Consider the following 18,318-nt stretch of genomic DNA (forward strand, 5'->3'; position numbering starts at 1 on the left):
TCGTCCCCTTACATGCTTTTCACGCCACCGCCCGCTGGGCGGCCGGCGTGGCATCCGTCCCGATCCAGGTCCGGAACAGATCGAAATCGATATTGCCGCCGCTCAGGATCAGGCCGACCCGCTTGCCGGCGAGCCTGGTCTTTTCCTGCAGCGCAGCCGCAAGCGGCGCGGCACCGGCGCCCTCGGCGAGGTTGTGGGTGTCGGTCCAGTAGGCGCGGATCGCGGTAGCGATCTCGTCATCCGTCACCTGGACGATGCGCGAGGCCCCTCTGAGCATGATCGCCAGCGCAGCCGCGTCGGGATTGCGGGTCGCCATGCCGTCGGCCAGCGTGTTGCTGCTGTTGGTGCTCACCACGGTGCGCGCAGCAAACGACAGCGCGTAGGACGGCGCCGCGGCCGACTGCACGCCGATAATCTCGGTCTTCAGTCCGAGCAGGTCGCGCGCCGCGATGCAGCCGCAAATGCCCGAGCCTTGCCCGATCGGGACGTAGAGAATGTCGAGATCGGGTGCACTCCTGAACAGCTCAAGCGCGTAGGTGGCAACGCCAAGGACAATGTTCGGATGGAACGCCGGCACCATGTGCAGGCCATCGCGCTCGGCCCGCCGATAGGCTTCCTCGCGGGCCTCCTGAAAATCGTTGCCGTACTCGATGAGGTTACCGCCGAACGCAACCATCGCACGGTTCTTCTCGACCGAGTTTCCTTGCGGCACGTAGATCGTCACCGGGAGGCCGTGACGACGCCCGGCGAAGGCGATGCTCTGGCCATGATTGCCACGTGTTGCCGAGATGATGCCGGGCACATCCGGCCGCTCGCGCTTCAGACATTCGAGATAGACCAGCCCGCCGCGCACCTTGAAGGCGCCGGTCGGGGTGTGGTTCTCATGCTTGACCACGACCTCGGTGCCGAGCCGTTCAGCCAGCAGCGGCCACGCATGCGCCGGCGTCGCCGGCACCGCGGTGCCGACGATCCTGTGCGCGCGCTCGAGCTCGTCGAGGTCAAACATGATCCGTCCTCACCTCACACCAGCGCCTTGCCACCCGCGAAGGCCCTCGCAGTGGCCTCATCGGTGGCTTCTTCCGGCAGCAGCATCTCGTTATGCGCCTTGCCCGACGGGATCATCGGGAAGCAGTTCTCCAGCGCGGCGACGCGGCAGTCGAACAGCACCGGACGCTTGATCGAGATCATCTCCTTGATCGCGCCGTCGAGATCGGACGGCTTGGTCGCCTGCAGGCCGACGCAGCCATAAGCGTCGGCGAGCTTGACGAAATCAGGTAGCGCCTCCGAGTACGAATGCGACAGCCGGTTGCCGTGCAATAGCTGCTGCCACTGCCGCACCATGCCCATGTACTGGTTGTTCAGGATGAAGATCTTGATCGGCAGCTCGAACTGAACCGCCGTCGACATCTCCTGGATCGTCATCTGCACTGAGGCGTCGCCGGCGATGTCGATCACCAGGCTGTGCGGATGCGCCACCTGCACGCCGACCGCGGCCGGCAGGCCGTAGCCCATGGTGCCGAGACCGCCGGAGGTCATCCAGCGGTGCGGCTCCTCGAAGCCGAAGAACTGCGCGGCCCACATCTGGTGCTGACCGACTTCGGTCGTGATGTAGGTGTCCTTGCCGCGGGTCAGCTCGAACAGGCGCTGGATCGCATATTGCGGCAGGATGATATCGTTGTTCTTCTTGTAGGACAGCGACTTGCGCGCGCGCCATTGCGCGATCTGCTGCCACCACGCCTTGATGTCGGGCTTCTTGGCTTCCGCCTTGAACACCTGCAGCAGGTCGCCGAGTATGTTGCCGGCGTCGCCGATGATCGGCACGTCGACGCGGATGTTCTTGTTGATCGAGGACGGGTCGATATCGATGTGGATCTTCTTCGAGCCCGGCGAGAACGCGTCGGTGCGGCCGGTGATGCGGTCGTCGAAGCGCGCGCCGACGCACAGCATGACGTCGCAATCATGCATGGTCATGTTGGCTTCGTAGGTGCCGTGCATGCCCAGCATGCCGAGCCAGTTCGGTCCCGACGCCGGATAGGCGCCCAGCCCCATCAGGGTCGAGGTGATCGGGAAGCCAGTCGCCTCCACCAGCTGACGCAGCAGTTGCGAGGCCTCGGAGCCCGAATTGATCACGCCGCCGCCGGAATAGATCACCGGACGTTTGGCATTGGCGAGCAGCGCCACCGCCTTGCGGATCTGGGTCGCGTCGCCCTTCACGCGTGGCGTGTAGGAGATGTGCACGTCCGACTTGCGCGGCGGATGATAGGTGCCGGTCGCGAACTGCACGTCCTTCGGCACGTCGACCACGACCGGGCCCGGCCGGCCGGTGGTGGCGACGTAGAAGGCCTCATGCAGCACCTTGGCGAGGTCGTTGACGTCGCGCACCAGCCAGTTGTGCTTGGTGCAGGGCCGCGTGATGCCGACCGTGTCGCACTCCTGGAAGGCGTCGTTGCCGATCAGATGGGTCGGCACCTGACCGGTGATGCAGACCAGCGGGATCGAATCCATCAGCGCGTCGGTCAGCGGCGTCACCATGTTGGTGGCGCCGGGGCCCGACGTCACCAGCACCACGCCGGGCTTGCCGGTCGAGCGCGCATAGCCCTCGGCGGCATGGCCGGCGCCCTGCTCGTGGCGGACCAGGATGTGCTCGACCTCGCTCTGCTGGAAAATCTCGTCATAGATCGGAAGCACCGCACCGCCGGGATAGCCGAAGACATGCTGCACGCCGTGATCGATGAGCGCGCGCACGATCATCGCGGCGCCGGTCATCTGATTGGGATCGTGGCTCTTGTCGGTCATGGTTCGCTCCGGATGCGCTTGTTTTTGCGCGTCTTTTGTCAGTTCTCGTCAGTTCGGTTTCGGGCAATAAAAAGGGGCCCCAGAGGCCCCATGCACACCGCCCGAATTTGGATGGCCGCTAGCCATCCCCGGCGGTGTGCCTGGGTACGACGGCGATAAGGAGTTTGGTAATAATGTTGCGCACGATACGACCCAGTCTTCCCAAAGGTTGCGCGAACATAGCGGCCAAAGCCCGAATGTCAAGGCAAGGCAGGCACTTTCGCGATTTTTGGAGTGTAACGGGGTTCCAGCCGTTCGGCGAGCATTTTTGCGCGGCGCAACGCGCATGGCAGACGGGCGGCTACCGGGCTACGGGATCCGCTCCTCCAGCCACTCCTTCGCCGCCTCGGGCGCGACCCATTCGAACTCGGGGAGCTGGTGGCGGAACCAGGTGAACTGGCGCTTGGCGTAATGGCGGGTGTCGGCACGACCGGTCTCGGCGGCCGCCTCCCGGCTGATCTCCCCCTTCAGGTGCCGGATCAGCGCCGGCACGCCGTGCGCCTTCATGGCCGGCAGCAGCGGGTCGAGCCCGCGCGCCGCCAATGCGGCGACCTCGTCGAGCACGCCGGCATCAAGCATCGCGCCGAACCGCGCGTCGATCCGCGCATAAAGCCAATCGCGCTCCGGCGCGAGAAACAGCGCGTGGAATTGGCCCGGCGGCACCAGCGGCGGCAGGCCCTCGCGATGCCAGTCCGGCAGCGGGCGGCCGGTGGCCTCGACGACCTCGAGCGCGCGCGCGATGCGGGTGCGGTCGCGCGGCTTCAGCCGTTCGGCCGACACCGGATCGCGCTTGGCAAGCTCGGCATGCAGCGCCTCGACGCCGTGCTGCTCGAGCCTGGCGCGGACGCCGTCGCGCACCTCGACCGGGATCGGCGGCACCGCCGACAGGCCGCGCGTCAGCGCCTTGAAATACAGGCCGGAGCCGCCGATGAAGATGGGCAGGCGTTTGTCCGCACGGGCCTTCCCAAGCACCTTGGCCGCGTCAGTTACCCAGGCGCCGGCGGAGAAATTCACGCCGGCGTCGACATGGCCGTAGAGCCGGTGCGGAACCAGCGCCTCCTCACCCGCCGTCGGCCGCGCGGTGATGATTCCCAGATCGCGATAGACCTGCATGGAGTCGGTGTTGATCACGACCCCGCCGGTGCGCTGCGCAAGCGCGAGCGCCAACGCCGACTTGCCGCTTGCGGTCGGCCCTGCGATAAGCACTGCCTTGTCCAACAATCCCGAATGCGCCTGCATGTCCCTCGTTGCCACGCTGATCTGCAATCCTGCAAGCCCCGCGCTCGACTCCACCACCGTCGACGGTGCGCGGGCCGTGCTGCCCTCACCCGGCCCGGCGCAGTGGCTGTTCAACGAAGTCGCCGTCGACATTCCCTTCGAGAGCCAAGATTCCAGCGGAGACCCCAGCAAGGACGACATCAAGGCGTTCGAAGAGCGCCTGCGCCAGGCCCGCGGCGACCTGCCGATCGACGTTGTCGTGCAACCTCGGATCGGCCGGCGCAAGAAGCTTTTTCTGGCCGACATGGATTCGACCATGATCGGCCAGGAGTGCATCGACGAGCTCGCCGACTTCGCCGGGCTGAAAGCCCACGTCGCCGCCATCACCGAGCGGGCGATGCGCGGCGAGATCGAGTTCGAGTCGGCGCTGCGCGAGCGGGTCGCGCTGCTCAAGGGCCTGCCGGTCAGCGTCGTCGACGAGGTGCTGGACAAGCGCATCACGGTGACGCCGGGCGGACGCGACCTCGTCATGACCATGCGCGCGCATGGCGCCTATACCTGCCTGATCTCCGGCGGCTTCACCCTGTTCACCAGCGTGGTCGCGGCCAAGGTCGGTTTCCAGGAGAACCGCGCCAACCAGCTGCAGGTCGAGAACGGCAAACTGACCGGCGAAGTGGTCGAGCCGATCCTTGGCCGCGCCACCAAGCTCGCCACCCTGATCGAGCTCACCGAATCCTTCGACCTCGACGATATCGACACGCTGGTGGTGGGCGACGGCGCCAACGATCTCGGCATGATCCAAGCCGCCGGTCTCGGCGTCGCCTATCGCGCCAAGCCGGCGGTCGCAGGCGCAGCCGCGGTGCGGATCGACCACGGCGACCTCAGCGCGCTGTTGTACGCGCAGGGCTATCGGCGGGACGAGTTCGTCGAGAGCTAGCCGATCACTGGCTCGTCATGCCCGGGCTTGACCCGGGCATCCATCATTCTGCGCAAAAGCTTTGTCAGTCGATGGATTGCCGGGTCAAGCCCGGCAATGACGCAATGTGTAGCGCAAGCTCTACTGCACGCCGAGCGCCACGAAGCGCAGTTCGCCGTCGCCGTTGGAGACCAGCAGCAGCACGGACTTCTTGCCGTCCTTCTTCAGCTGGTCGAGGCGCTTCTTGATGTCGGCGGCACTGGACACTGCCTCCTGCGCCACCTCGACGATGACGTCGCCGGCCGACAGCCGCTTCTCGGCCGCATCCGAGTTGCTGTCGACACCGGTGACGATGACGCCCTTCACGCTGTCCTTGATCTTGTATTTGGTGCGCAGGTCCTTGCTCAGCGCCGCGAGGTCGAGACCGAGCGCCTTTTGGGTCACAGGCTTCTCGGCGGTGTCGTCCTTCGACTTGGCGTTGACCTGCTGAACCTTGTCGGTGTCCTCGAGCCGGCCGAGCGTGACCTTGCGGGTCTCCTCATTGCCCTTGCGGATGATGACGACGTCGACTTCCTTGCCGACCGCGGTGTCGGCGACGATGCGCGACAAATCCTTCGGGTCCTTGACGTCCTTGCCGTCGAATTTGACGACGACGTCGCCGGGTTCGATGCCGGCCGGCTTGGCCGGGCCCTTGTCGTCGACGCCGGCGACCAGCGCGCCACGCGCCGGCTTGATGTTGAGGCTGTCGGCGATTTCGTCGGTGACCTGCTGGATGCGCACGCCGAGCCAGCCACGACGTAGCTCGCCGAACTTCTGCAACTGGTCGACGACGCCGGCCACCGTCTTCGACGGCACGGCGAAACCGAGACCGATCGAACCGCCGGTCGGGGAGATGATCAGCGTGTTGACGCCGATCACCTCGCCTTCGAGGTTGAAGAGCGGACCGCCGGAATTGCCGCGATTGATGGCGGCGTCGGTCTGGATGTAGCTGTCATACGGCCCCTGGCTGATGTCGCGGTTCTTGGCCGAGACGATGCCCGCGGTCACGGTGCCGCCAAGGCTGAACGGGTTGCCGATCGCGACCACCCAGTCGCCGAGACGGATCTTGTCGCTGTCGCCGAACTTGACCGCGACGAGCGGCTTCGGCGGCTTGAACTTGAGGACCGCAAGGTCGGTCTTCTTGTCGACGCCGACCAGCTCGGCCTTGATCTTGGTGCCGTCGTTGAGGATGACGTTGATCTCGTCGGCGTCGGCGATGACGTGGTTGTTGGTGACGACGATGCCCGCGGTGTCGACGATGAAGCCCGAGCCGAGCGAGTTGGTCTTGCGCGGCTGGAACTCGCCGCTCTTGTCGCCGCCCTTGCCGGGCGGCCCGCGGCGGTTCTTGAAGAAGTCGTCGAAGAATTCCTCGAACGGCGAGCCCGGTGGCAGCTGCGGCATCGCGCCGCCGCCCTTGTTGGCCTCGATGGTCTGCGACGTCGAGATATTGACGACGGCGTCGATCACCTTCTCGGCGGTGTCGGCGATGCTTTCGGGACCACGCGCGAACGCCGGCACGGAGCTCAGCATGCTCGCAGCACCGATCGAGATCGCGGCTCCCATCATGCGGAGGCGACGGCTCAGGGCTGGTCTGGCAGCGGTCATGTCGGAGTTTCTCCAGGCAAACGGGTTCGAAATCAGCTGCTTACAGAGTGCGCCCGAACGGGCGGGCGGCGCAAGCATCTCAGCCGGATATTTCGGCGAAAAACCGGCCGCAAGAGGCTCACGATTATGTTCATTCCGGCACGATGGGCGCGGCGGAACATTGCAACGCTCAGCGTCGCACCGCCCAGATCAGGACCAGGCCTGCGACCGCCGAACCGATGCCCACGATGCGCAGCAAATTGTCGGGTGTCGCCAGCGCACTCTTCATTGCCCGGCGCATCCAGGCGGGACTTGCCGCAAACAGGATGCCTTCGAGCACGAACAGGATTCCCAGACCGATGAGGAAGTCGCCGAACGCTATGGACTTCATCGGATGGCAGCCTCCCGCTCGATGCTTGTTGTTCTTGAGTGGCGGCGACGCGTTGTCCGCATCGCCGCCAAATCATGATGTTCACGTCGTGAAGTTCAAGTCGTGACGTTACTGTTTCGGCGCGGCGGCCGCCTCAGGCTGCCTGCCGTTGGCGCTGCCGAAATATCTGAAGAATTCCGAGTCTGGCCGCAACAGGAAACGCGTGTCGCCGGACTTGAGGCTGTTCTCGTAGGCCGTCATCGAACGATAGAACGCGAAGAAGTCCTTGTCCTTGCCGTAGGCCTCGGCGAACAACCGGTTGCGCTCGGCATCGCCGGCGCCGCGGGTTTGCTCCGCGGTGGAGTTCGCCTCGGCGACGATCACGGTTGCTTCGCGATCGGCCTTCGAGCGGATCTCCTGCGCCTTCTGGTCACCCTGGGCACGGAACTCGGCGGCCTCGCGCTGACGCTCGGTCTTCATCCGGTCGTAGACCGCCTGGCTGTTCTGCTCCGGCAAGTCGGCGCGGCGGATCCTGACGTCGACGACCTCGATGCCGTATCCGTCAGCCTCCTTGTCGAGTTGCTCGCGGATCCGCGACATCAGCCGCTCACGTTCGTCACGCACCACCGTGATGAAGCTGACCTCGCCGAGCACGCGGCGCAGCGACGCGTTGAGCAGTGTGGTGAGCTGCACATTGGCGGCCTGGATCGAGCCGACGCTGGTGTAGTAGCGCAGCGCATTCTTGATGCGATAGCGCGCGAAGGCGTCGACCACCAGCCGCTTCTGGTCGGAGGCGATCACCTCCTGCGACGGGTTTTCGAGATCGAGGATGCGCTTGTCGACATTGATCACCGAATTCCACGGCGCCTTGAAGTGCAGCCCGGGATCGGTGACGACCTCGACCGGCTCGCCGAACCGCAGGACGATGGTCTGCTCGGTCTGCTGCACGGTGAACACCGAGCTGTAGCCGACGGCAAGAACGATGAAGAGGATGATCAGGGACACAATGCCGGTGACGGGGGACCTCATCGGGTGGCTCCCTGCTGGCCGGTCGTGGCCGGTGCTGCCGCCGGACGCCGCGGCGTCAACTCGCCGAGCGGCAGATAGGGCACGATGTTCTGGCCCTGGCTGCCGTCATAGACCAGCTTCTCGGAGCTGCCGAGCACCTTTTCCATGGTCTCCAGATAGATGCGCTCGCGCGTCACGTCGGGTGCCTTCTTGTACTCGTCATAGACTTTCAGGAAGCGGGCGCTCTGGCCCTTGGCCTCGGCGACCGCCTGCTCCTTGTAGCCCTCAGCGGCCTGCAGGATCTGCGCGGAACGACCACGCGCATCCGGCACGACCCGGTTGGCGTAGGTCTGCGCCTCGTTCTGTTTGCGCTCGAGGTCGGAGCGCGCCGCCTGGACGTCGCGGAATGCGTCGATCACCTGCGCCGGCGGGTCGACCTTTTGCATCTGCACCTGCGCAATCTGGATGCCCGCATTGTAGGAATCGAGCGTCTTCTGCATCAGCTCCTGGACGTTCTGCTCGGTGACGTTGCGCGCCCCGGTCAGGATCGGCTGGATCTGCGAGCGGCCGATCACCTCACGCATCGCGCTTTCGGCAACCGCCTTCACGGTGCCTTCGGGATTCTGGATGTTGAACAGGTAGGCGCCGGCCCCACCCGGCTTGATGCGCCACAGCACGGTGAAGTCGACGTCGACGATGTTTTCGTCGCCGGTCAGCATCAGGCTCTCCTCCGGCACGTCACGCATGGTGCGGCCGCGGCGAGCGGGATCGTCGATCAGGGTCATGCCGATCGAGATCGTGTTGACGCGCAGCGCCTTCGGCAGCAGCACTGTCTCGATCGGATATGGCAGGTGATAGCGCAGGCCCGGCTGCGCATCGCGGACATACTTGCCGAAGCGCAGGACGACGCCAAGCTCTTCGGACTGCACACGGAAGATGCCGGTCGCGAACCAGATCGCCAGCGCGGCGACCAGCACCAGCGCGACGCCCATGCCGCTGAAATGACCGCCGGGCAGCCACTGCTGCAGGCGGTCCTGGCCGCGCCGCAGCAGATCCTCAAGATCCGGCGGCCTCGGCCCGGCTGACTGCGGACCGGTGCCCCATGGCCCTTTCGGACCCGAGCCCCAGGGCCCCCCGCCTTGATTTTTCCACGGCATCAAACATCTCCTCGGCAAGTCCGGACGGGACGCCCGGCCTCGATTGTCCGGCCCGGTTATAGGGGACCGCTAGGGCCCTTACAACGCAAGCTTCCTGGCCGGACGAGCTATGCGCCGGGCCATAATTGTCAATGCAAACATTAGTTAACGTTGGCTGCGCCGACGATATGTCACATAGGAGAAGTCGACGCTGTCGTCCGGACCTGCCGGATTTCGCACGCGCGCGACCTCGTCCCACTCCTTCGCATCGATTTTGTCGAACCGTGTGTCGCCGTCCGGCCTGGCGTGGACCTCGGTGATCTCCAAGCGATCAGCCACACCCATCCACTGCGCGTAAATCTCCGCGCCGCCGATGATCGCGATCTCAGTGGCGAAACGCCGCAGCGCGTCACCAAGCGCAATGGCGCGGGCGTTTTCGAACGACGTCGTGACGATGGCGCCGCGCGCGCGGTAGTTCGCATCGCGCGTCACCACGATGTTGGTGCGCCCCGGCAGCGGCCTGCGCAGGGATTCGAAGGTCTTGCGTCCCATCACGACGGGCTTGTTCAGCGTGATCGCCTTGAGGCGCTGCTGGTCGGATTTGAGCCGCCACGGAATGGCGTTGGCGCTTCCGATCACGCCGTTCTCGGCGACCGCGACGACCAGCACGATCTCCATCAGCGTGTCCCTTCCGCGAGCGTCGACAGCGCCGGGCCGGAGACGCGGCAGATCGTCCATTCGTCCATCATCTCGGCGCCGAGCGACTTGTAGAATGCGATCGACGGCGCGTTCCAGTCGAGCACCGCCCATTGCAGGCGCGCCCAGCCATTGGCGAGACATTGCTTCGCCAGATGCACCAGCAATGCCTTGCCGATGCCGTTGCCGCGCAGCGCCGGACGCACGAACAGGTCTTCGAGATAGATGCCGTGGCGGCCGGCGAAGGTCGAGAAGTTGACGAACCAGACCGCGAAGCCGGCCGACTCGCCGTTCCATTCCGCGATGTCGCAATAAAGCCGCGGGTTCGCGCCGAACAGCGCCTCGGCGATATCGGCCTCGCTGGCGTGGACCTCGTGCAGGAGCTTTTCGTATTCGGCGAGCTCGCGGACCAGCGAGAACACCAGTCCGGCCTCATCGGGCCGCGCGCGGCGGATGGTCAGCGACATTCAGCCCCTCAGACCGCAACTTCAGCCTTGATGTGCGGATGCGGGTCGTAGCCTTCGAGTTTGAAGTCCTCGTAGCGGAACGCGAAGATATCCTTCACATCGGGATTGATCGTCATCGTCGGCAGCGGCCGTGTCGGCCGCGTCAGCTGCAGGCGCGCCTGCTCGAGGTGGTTCGAGTAGAGATGCGCATCGCCGAGCGAGTGCACGAAATCACCGGGCTTCAGCCCGGTGACCTGCGCCACCATCATGGTCAGCAGCGCATAGGACGCGATGTTGAAGGGCACGCCGAGGAAGACGTCGCCGGAGCGCTGGTAGAGCTGGCAGGACAATTTGCCGTTGGCGACATAGAACTGGAACAGGCAATGGCACGGCGGCAGCGCCATCTTGTCGACCTCGGCCGGATTCCAGGCGCTGACGATCAGCCGCCGCGAATCCGGATTGCGCTTGATCATCTCGATCACGCCCGCGATCTGGTCGATGCTGCGGCCATCGGGCGCCGGCCACGAGCGCCATTGCGAGCCGTAGACCGGGCCGAGATCGCCATTGGCGTCGGCCCATTCGTCCCAGATCGTGACGCCGTTGTCGTTGAGATATTTGATGTTGGTGTCGCCGGCGAGGAACCAGAGCAGCTCGTGCACGATCGCCTTCAGCGGCAGCCGCTTGGTCGTCAGCATCGGGAAGCCGGCCGCCAAGTTGAAGCGCATCTGATGGCCGAAGATCGACAGCGTGCCGGTGCCGGTGCGGTCGTGCTTCTCCGCGCCGTCGGCGAGGATGCGTTCGAGCAGGTCGTGATACTGGTTCATGGCGTTGGTTTCAGGCTCTCTGGGCGGAGCGGCAATCTAGCGGCCGGGGCTGCCGGTCGACATGCCGATTCGGCTGCATGCACCGATTATACCCTGAAAAGTGAACACTCCTGCGGCAAACGACAAGGGCGGAACTCGCGTTCCGCCCTTGCCTATCCCTTGCCTATCCACTTGATCGCGCTGGATTAAGAGGCCGGCTTGAGCACCGGCGTCCATTTCGCGATCTCGCTCTTGACCAGGGTCGCGAGCGCCTCCGGGGTGCGGCTGGCGGGCGCCGGGATCACGCTGCCGAGTTCGAGCAGGCGCTTGCGCACGGTCTCATCGTCGAGCGCCTTGATGGCCGCCGCGTTCAGGGTGGCGATGATGGCGGGCGAGGTTCCCTTCGGCGCGAAGATCGCGTTCCAGGCCTGGGCCTGGAAATCCGGCAGGCCGGCTTCCGCCGTGGTCGGGACATTAGGCAGCGACGGATTGCGCTCGAGGGTCGCGATCGCGTAGGCCTTGATGGTGCCGGCATTGATCTGCGGCACCGCGTTGACGATCTGGTCGCACATGTAATCGACCTGGCCGGCGACCAGCGCATTCATCGCAGGTCCTGTGCCGTTGAAGGGCACGCCGACCGGCTTGATGCCGAGGATCGAGTTCAAGAGCTCGCAGGACACGTGGGAGACCGAACCGATGCCGGCATGCGCGGCGTTGACCTTCTCGGCATTGGCCTTCACATAGGCGACGAATTCCTTGAGATCCTTCGGCGGAAAATCCTTGCGGGCAAGGATCAGGATCGGCGTGCCGGCAAGCAGCGCGACGGGCTCGAAATCCTTTTCCGGGTGATAGGCAAGCTTCGGGTACAGCGGCACGGAGGCGGCGTGCGTGCCCATATGCCCGGTAACCAGCGTATAGCCGTCGTTGGCGGCGCGCGCGGCGCGCGTCGTCGCGGTGGTGCCGCCGGCGCCGACCACGTTCTCGATCACGATGCTCTGTCCCAGCGTCGGCGCCATATTCGCAGTGACGATGCGTGAAATGACGTCGGTCGGACCGCCGGCTGCGAACGGCACGATCATGGCGATGGTGCGGGTCGGGTAGTTCTGCGCGGACGCCGGCACGGCTGCGGCGCTCAGTGCGGCAAATGCCGAAAGGCATGCGCCCGCAAGCGAGCGAATGGAGATCATTTCGAATCCTCCCGGGAACGTTTGACCAATAAAAATGCCGGCCAAATCGGCCAGCATTTTCATTTCACGAGACGACATCGAGTGTCGATTGGACTTCCGCCTGCGGCGCGCCGACGCAGGGCCGGCAGTACGCTCAGCCCTCGGACTCCACGAACACTTCGTCGCGCTTGGCACGCAAGCTCGGCAGCACGGCAAGCACCAGCAGGCCTGCCGCGATCGCCAGCAGCACCGCCGATAGCGGCCGCGACAGGAACACGCTCCAGTCACCGCGCGAGATCAAGAGTGCACGACGCAGGTTCTCCTCCATCAGCGGGCCGAGCACCATGCCGAGCAGCAGCGGCGCCGGCTCGAAATCGTGTTTGATCAGCCAGTAGCCAACGAGGCCGAACGCGCCCGCGAGGACGACGTCGACCGGCGCGTTGTTCACCGAATAGATGCCGATCGCACAGAAGATCACGATCGAGGGGAACATCAGCCGGTACGGCACGCGCAGCAGACGGACCCAGATGCCGACCAGCGGCAGGTTGATGATGATCAGCATCAGATTGCCAATCCACATCGAGGCGATCATGCCCCAGACCAGATCGGGCTGCTTCACCATCACCTGCGGACCCGGCACGATGCCATGAATGGTCATCGCGCCGACCATCAGCGCCATCACCGCATTCGGCGGGATGCCGAGAGTGAGCAGCGGGATGAACGAGGTCTGCGCCGCGGCGTTGTTGGCGCTTTCCGGCGCCGCCACGCCCTCGATCGCACCGCGGCCGAACCGCGATGGGTCCTTCGCGATCTTCTTTTCCAGCGTATAGGCCGCGAACGAAGCAATCACGGCGCCGCCGCCCGGCAAAATGCCGAGAATCGATCCGAGGATCGTGCCACGCACGATCGCAGGCGCGGAGTCCTTAAGGTCCTTCCTGGTCGGCATAAGGCCGGTGATCTTCTGCTGCACCAGATCACGGCTCATCTCGGCACCCGCGTCGAGATTGCGGATGATCTCCGCAAAGCCGAACACGCCCATCGCCACGGTGGCAAAGCCGAGGCCGTCTGCGAGTTCCGGGATGTTGAAGGCCATGCGCGAGGCGCCGGTCTCGATGTCGGAGCCGACCATCGACAGCAACAGGCCGAACACGATCATCGCGATCGCCTTCAGCACAGAGCCCTTGGCAAGCACCACCGCAAAGATCAGGCCGAGCACCATCAGCGAGAAATATTCGGCCGGGCCGAACGCCAGCGCGAGCTTGGTCAACGGGGCGCCGAGCACGGCGATCAGCACGGTCGCGACGCAGCCTGCGAAGAACGAGCCGATCGCGGCGATCGCCAGCGCCGGGCCGGCGCGGCCCTGCCGGGCCATCTGGTGGCCATCGAGCGCAGTGACCACGGAGGTCGCCTCACCCGGAATATTGACTAGGATCGAGGTGGTCGAACCGCCATATTGCGCGCCGTAATAGATGCCGGCGAGCATGATCAGCGCACCGACCGGCGGCAGGCCGAAGGTGATCGGCAGCAGCATCGCGACGGTGGCGATGGTGCCGATGCCCGGCAGCACGCCGACCAGCGTGCCGACCAGCGCACCGATCAGGCACATCAGAAGGTTGATCGGCGAGAACGCGACGACGAAACCGTGGGCGAGATTGGCAAACAGCTCCATTTCGCCCTCACTGAATCAGGAAACGCGGGAACATCGGCATCGGAAGTCCCAGCACATAAGGAAACAGCAGCGCGCAACCGAGCGTCAGACAGCCGCCGACGATGATGGCCTCGATCCATCTTGTCTCATGCGAGCCAAGTGCTGCGATCAGGAAGGCGGCAAAGGCCGACACGACGAGCCCGAGCGGACGGATCGCCACGGCGAAGAACACGATGGCCGCGGATACGAACAGCGGGCCGCGCCAGGAATAGGCGGCGATATGCGGGCCGTCGTGCAGAAGTCCCATCAGCGCGACGGTGCCGCCGAGCAGCAGCAGCAGCACGGCGAACATACGCGGCGCGGTTCCGGCGCCGAACGAGAATCCGTGCATGCCCTGCAAGTCGCTCGAGGCCCACAAGGCAAACAGCGCAACCGCCATCATCGCGAGACCGCCGACAAAGTCCTGCGGACCGCGTACCCATTTCGGCAAGATCGATTTGACCGGCGCCTCGCTCGGCGTATCGCTCATGACTTCGCTTCCCCCGTCAGGGCTGTCCCGCCCGTTTTGATTGCATGGCTTGGCTGTGGTGCGTTGACCGCAAGCCTTGCTAGCGATTTTCATCAGATAACGCCAGCAAAACCCAAGAGGCCTCCGGCAAGCAACATCCACAAGGGGTTGATCCGCGTCGCAAACGCAAGCGCTGCAGCGACAATGGTGATCAGAACCGCGATCCAACTTTGGTCTGATGTCTGCGCCACGATCAGGCCGGAGGCGGCCATCAGGCCGATCGACAGCGGAACCAGTGCCGCCTGAATGATCGCCGGCCAGCGTGCACCGCGCGAGCGATCGAGGAAACGACTGACATAATAGGCAAGCAAAGCGGTCGGCCCGCACATCGCCACCGTTGCGGCCAACGCCCCGGCGACGCCTGCGACAGAATAGCCTATCAGCGTCACGATCAGCACGTTCGGCCCCGGCGAGAGCTGCGAGATCGCGAACACGTCGGCGAACTGCTTGTCGGTCAGCCAGTGATGCACGTCGACGGCGGCACGGTGCATTTCGGGTATAGCCGAATTGGCCCCGCCGACCGCAAACAGCGACATCAGGCCGAAGGTCCAGAGCAGCGCCGCGATCGGGTTGGGCTCCGGGCTCATGCCTTCACCATGCGGCGTGTCAGGATCGTAATCGCAATGCTGAGCGGGATTGCCACCAACAGTACGATCTGCAGCGGCCAACGGATCAGTCCGATCGCGACGAACACCGCCGCCAGAATGACCAGGCCTGTGACATCGCGCCGCTGCAACAGCGGCATCATCATCTTAATGACAACGGCGAACAGCAGCCCGACCGCGGCGCAGGCCACGCCGGCGAGCGTCCGGCGCAGGACGTCGATATCGCCATAGCGGGCGTAGAGCGCGGCAAGGATGGTCGCGATCACCATCGGCGGGCCGACCAGCCCGGCGAAGGCCGCGAGCCCGCCGGCAACGCCGCGAAACCGCGCGCCGAACACGACCGACAGGTTGACGATGTTCGGACCTGGCAGGAAATGGCACAGCGCGAAGGTCTCGTTGAACTCTTCCGCCGTCATCCAGCGGTGCTGCTCGACGATCGAGCGCCGGGCCCAGACCAGAACCCCGCCAAAACCGGCCAGCGACATCTTGGCAAAGGCCAGGAACAGCTCGAGCAGGCCGGGCTGGTGGGGCGGCGACGGAGCGGAGGGAGCCGGCGCCGGGGCGGCGACCGGCGGGGATTCCGGGGGCATGGGCGAAATCTAAAGCGGCTGGCGGACCCCGGCCAACCCAAATCGGCGTGTTTTCACACCTGAACAAGCCTGAATCGGCTCTGTTTTTCTCCGTCCGCGCCGCCTATATTGGCGGTGCCGGTTCGCCGGCTATGGAAATAAATGGCCGTCGCAATAAACCATTCGGACCCGGGGGCGGTACCCGGCGCCTCCACCAAAACCCATCATGGGTGGCTTTTGGCGGGGGCGAAATAGGATCGACGAGGGCGTAAAGGGCGTGTTTTTTCTCGGTATGGTTCCGCCGTTATCGGGCTAATGCAATAGTTGCCAACGACAACTTTGCTCCGGTTGCTCAGGCTGCGTAACGCAGTTTGAAAGACCATCTTAAAGTCCTAACGGGTTAAGCTCCGTTAGGCGGGGTTCGGAGGCACCTGGCAACAGAAGCCTCCACTTTATTTTCCGATCGGGCGTCCGCCCGTATTTCAGCCATCCACCCTGCTGATTTCCGGCTCCCGGCGGGGTAGCATGGCCAAAAGGGCGAGTCGGACGGTCCGGCGATGCCTACCGGCCAATTTTCGAAGCGACAGGATTACGATGGCGACCGATCACATCCGATATGACGTGTTGGCGCGTGACGCGCTGCGCGGGGTGCTGCGCCGGGTGTTGTCCGACGCCGCCGAACATGGCCTGCCGGGCGAGCACCATTTCTACATCACCTTCCTGTCGCATGGCGACGGCGTGAAGCTGTCGACGCGGCTGCTCGCGCAATATCCGGAAGAGATGACGATCATCCTGCAGCACCAGTTCTGGGATCTTGTGGTGACCGAGGATCGCTTCGAGGTCGGCCTGTCGTTCGGCGGGATTCCGGAGCGGCTGACCGTGCCGTTTGCCGCGGTGACGCGCTTCCTCGATCCGTCAGCGCCGTTCGATCTGCGATTCGATGTCTCGGACGCGTTGTCCGAAGAGCCTCCCGCCACGGCGCCGGCTTCTCCCCTCCCCGCACCTGCCGCCCGCGCGGCGGTCGAGACCGAGACGGCCGAGACCGAGCAGGAGCCCGCGAAGCCCAGCGAAGGCGCCGAGGTCGTGCGTCTCGATCGTTTCCGCAAGAAATAATCTAAACACAGATCGCTCCGCGACCTTGTAGGATGCCTGCCAGGACCGGGATGACAGATCGTCATCCCGGATTATCTTCGGCATGAACGTGCCTCCGCGCCGACGCATCGCGTTGCCGCGCGGGAAAACCAGCGCCGCGCCGGTTCACGTTCTCTTGACGCAACGGAGAGCATCCATGGCTCAATCGACGACACCATCCAGCGCCGCCAGCCGCAGCGAGACTGACAGCTTCGGCCCGATCGACGTCCCCGCCGATCGCTACTGGGGCGCGCAGACCGAACGCTCGCGGCAGAATTTCAAGATCGGCCACGACCGGATGCCGATTGCGATCATCCACGCGCTCGGCATCGTCAAGCTCGCGGCGGCCGAGACCAATCGCGAGCTCGGCCAGCTCGATGCACGCCGCGCCGACGCCATCATCAGCGCAGCGAAGGAAGTGATCGACGGCAAGCTCGACGATCATTTTCCGCTGGTCGTCTTTCAGACCGGCTCCGGCACGCAGACCAACATGAACGTGAACGAGGTGATCGCCAACCGCGCCAACCAGATGCTCGGCGGCGAGCTCGGCGCCAAGCAGCCGATCCATCCGAACGATCACGTCAACATGAGCCAGTCGTCGAACGACTCGTTTCCGACCGCGATGCATATCGCAGCCGCAAGCCGCATCATCGCCGACCTGATCCCCTCCCTCACCGAGTTGCATCAGGCGCTGCACCAGAAGCAGGAGGCGTTCGCCAAGATCGTCAAGATCGGACGCACGCATACCCAGGACGCGACACCGCTGACGCTCGGCCAGGAATTCTCCGGCTACGCCGCGCAGGTCGAGAGCGGCATCGCGCGGCTGCACGTCGCGGTGAAGGAGCTGTTTCCGCTGGCGCAGGGCGGCACCGCCGTCGGCACCGGCCTCAACTCGAAGCCGGAATTCGCCGGCGCTTTCGCCAGGCATGTCGCTGAGATCACCAAGCTGCCGTTCACCAGCGCGGCAAACAAGTTTGAGGCGCTGGCTTCCAACGACGCCTATGTGCTGGTGCACGGCGCGATCAATTCGGTGGCGACCGGCCTGTTCAAGATCGCCAACGACATCCGCTTCCTCGGCTCCGGCCCGCGCTCGGGCCTCGGCGAATTGATCCTGCCCGAGAACGAGCCGGGCTCGTCGATCATGCCGGGCAAGGTCAACCCGACCCAGTGCGAAGCCATGACCATGGTCTGCTGCCAGGTGTTCGGCAATCAGACCACGATCACCGTCGCCGGCAGCCAGGGCCATTTCGAGCTGAACGTGTACAAGCCCGTTTTGGCATATTGTATGATAAATTCCATTCAACTGCTGTCTGATGTTGTCCGCTCATTTACTGAGCATTGCGTTGTCGGAATACGCGCCGACGAAAAGCGCATCAACGAACTGATGCAGCGCTCGCTGATGCTGGTGACGGCGCTCGCGCCGAAGATCGGTTACGACAACGCGGCCAAGGTCGCCAAGACGGCACACGCGCGCGGAACGACGTTGAAGGAAGAGGCTTTGCGGCTTGGATTTGTTTCCGCGGATGAATTCGATCGCCTCGTGCAGCCGGACAAAATGACACACCCGGGCTAAAGCGAGG

18 protein-coding genes and 1 other RNA gene are annotated in these 18,318 nt (G+C 64.7%); 4 read left to right on the plus strand and 15 right to left on the minus strand.

Annotated features, from left to right (window positions below):
- Positions 1 to 19: 19 nt before the first annotated feature.
- The 3 genes from G6P99_RS33460 to miaA form a co-directional block, all read right to left on the minus strand.
- Positions 20 to 1,006 (minus strand): threonine dehydratase, encoded by a 987-nt coding sequence (locus G6P99_RS33460; protein WP_029078830.1) that lies wholly within the window; start codon positions 1,004 to 1,006, stop codon positions 20 to 22.
- A 14-nt stretch (positions 1,007 to 1,020) separates the two neighbouring features.
- Positions 1,021 to 2,796 carry an acetolactate synthase 3 large subunit gene (locus G6P99_RS33465; protein WP_029078831.1) on the minus strand — a complete coding sequence of 592 codons (1,776 nt, stop codon included), beginning with the start codon at positions 2,794 to 2,796 and terminating at the stop codon, positions 1,021 to 1,023.
- A gap of 348 nt (positions 2,797 to 3,144) precedes the next feature.
- Entirely contained in the window at positions 3,145 to 4,074 is a 930-nt protein-coding gene (gene miaA, locus G6P99_RS33470) for a tRNA (adenosine(37)-N6)-dimethylallyltransferase MiaA (RefSeq protein WP_029078832.1), read from the minus strand.
- On the opposite strand from miaA, the gene serB reads away from it, so the two are divergent.
- A complete protein-coding gene (serB, locus tag G6P99_RS33475) occupies positions 4,073 to 4,990 on the plus strand; it encodes a phosphoserine phosphatase SerB (RefSeq protein WP_029078833.1) in 918 nt (305 codons plus the stop codon). The genes miaA and serB overlap by 2 nt on opposite strands.
- Positions 4,991 to 5,110: 120 nt before the next feature.
- On the opposite strand, the gene G6P99_RS33480 is transcribed toward serB, so the two are convergent.
- The 12 genes from G6P99_RS33480 to G6P99_RS33535 all read right to left on the minus strand — a co-directional run bounded on the left by G6P99_RS33480 (position 5,111) and on the right by G6P99_RS33535 (position 15,628).
- Positions 5,111 to 6,613, minus strand: coding sequence for a Do family serine endopeptidase (locus tag G6P99_RS33480; protein ID WP_029078834.1), 1,503 nt, complete (start codon positions 6,611 to 6,613; stop codon positions 5,111 to 5,113).
- Between the two features lie 169 nt (positions 6,614 to 6,782).
- A complete protein-coding gene (locus G6P99_RS33485) occupies positions 6,783 to 6,983 on the minus strand; it encodes a DUF2065 domain-containing protein (RefSeq protein ID WP_029078835.1) in 201 nt (66 codons plus the stop codon).
- Between the two features lie 108 nt (positions 6,984 to 7,091).
- Positions 7,092 to 7,991: a protease modulator HflC gene (hflC, locus tag G6P99_RS33490; RefSeq protein WP_029078836.1), complete on the minus strand. Its 900-nt coding sequence runs from the start codon at positions 7,989 to 7,991 to the stop codon at positions 7,092 to 7,094.
- Positions 7,988 to 9,127 (minus strand): FtsH protease activity modulator HflK, encoded by a 1,140-nt coding sequence (hflK, locus tag G6P99_RS33495; RefSeq protein ID WP_029078837.1) that lies wholly within the window; start codon positions 9,125 to 9,127, stop codon positions 7,988 to 7,990. The genes hflC and hflK overlap by 4 nt, the downstream gene beginning before the upstream one ends.
- A gap of 144 nt (positions 9,128 to 9,271) precedes the next feature.
- Entirely contained in the window at positions 9,272 to 9,784 is a 513-nt protein-coding gene (locus G6P99_RS33500) for a dihydrofolate reductase (RefSeq protein ID WP_029078838.1), read from the minus strand.
- On the minus strand, positions 9,784 to 10,269 hold the full coding sequence (locus G6P99_RS33505) for a GNAT family N-acetyltransferase (RefSeq protein WP_029078839.1): 486 nt from the start codon (positions 10,267 to 10,269) through the stop codon (positions 9,784 to 9,786). Before G6P99_RS33505 ends, G6P99_RS33500 begins: the two co-directional genes overlap by 1 nt.
- 8 nt (positions 10,270 to 10,277) lie before the next feature.
- Complete coding sequence (locus G6P99_RS33510) at positions 10,278 to 11,072, minus strand: thymidylate synthase (protein WP_029078840.1); 795 nt, start codon at positions 11,070 to 11,072, stop codon at positions 10,278 to 10,280.
- A gap of 185 nt (positions 11,073 to 11,257) precedes the next feature.
- Complete coding sequence (locus tag G6P99_RS33515) at positions 11,258 to 12,238, minus strand: tripartite tricarboxylate transporter substrate binding protein BugD (RefSeq protein WP_165125046.1); 981 nt, start codon at positions 12,236 to 12,238, stop codon at positions 11,258 to 11,260.
- Between the two features lie 133 nt (positions 12,239 to 12,371).
- Positions 12,372 to 13,886, minus strand: a complete 1,515-nt coding sequence (locus G6P99_RS33520; protein ID WP_029078842.1) for a tripartite tricarboxylate transporter permease — start codon at positions 13,884 to 13,886, stop codon at positions 12,372 to 12,374.
- Positions 13,887 to 13,893: 7 nt separating this feature from the next.
- Complete coding sequence (locus G6P99_RS33525; protein WP_029078843.1) at positions 13,894 to 14,394, minus strand: tripartite tricarboxylate transporter TctB family protein; 501 nt, start codon at positions 14,392 to 14,394, stop codon at positions 13,894 to 13,896.
- 92 nt (positions 14,395 to 14,486) lie between these two features.
- Positions 14,487 to 15,020, minus strand: coding sequence for a chromate transporter (locus tag G6P99_RS33530; RefSeq protein WP_029078844.1), 534 nt, complete (start codon positions 15,018 to 15,020; stop codon positions 14,487 to 14,489).
- Complete coding sequence (locus G6P99_RS33535; protein ID WP_029078845.1) at positions 15,017 to 15,628, minus strand: chromate transporter; 612 nt, start codon at positions 15,626 to 15,628, stop codon at positions 15,017 to 15,019. The genes G6P99_RS33530 and G6P99_RS33535 overlap by 4 nt, the downstream gene beginning before the upstream one ends.
- Positions 15,629 to 15,705: 77 nt before the next feature.
- Here G6P99_RS33535 and ssrA point away from each other — a divergent pair.
- The 3 genes from ssrA to fumC all read left to right on the plus strand — a co-directional run bounded on the left by ssrA (position 15,706) and on the right by fumC (position 18,311).
- Positions 15,706 to 16,059: a transfer-messenger RNA gene (ssrA, locus tag G6P99_RS33540) on the plus strand.
- A 142-nt stretch (positions 16,060 to 16,201) separates the two neighbouring features.
- Complete coding sequence (locus G6P99_RS33545; RefSeq protein ID WP_029078846.1) at positions 16,202 to 16,720, plus strand: SspB family protein; 519 nt, start codon at positions 16,202 to 16,204, stop codon at positions 16,718 to 16,720.
- Positions 16,721 to 16,895: 175 nt separating this feature from the next.
- A complete protein-coding gene (gene fumC / locus G6P99_RS33550; protein ID WP_029078847.1) occupies positions 16,896 to 18,311 on the plus strand; it encodes a class II fumarate hydratase in 1,416 nt (471 codons plus the stop codon).
- Positions 18,312 to 18,318: the final 7 nt, after the last annotated feature.

Source organism: Bradyrhizobium sp. 6(2017), assembly GCF_011058295.2.
Taxonomy (GTDB): domain Bacteria; phylum Pseudomonadota; class Alphaproteobacteria; order Rhizobiales; family Xanthobacteraceae; genus Bradyrhizobium; species Bradyrhizobium septentrionale.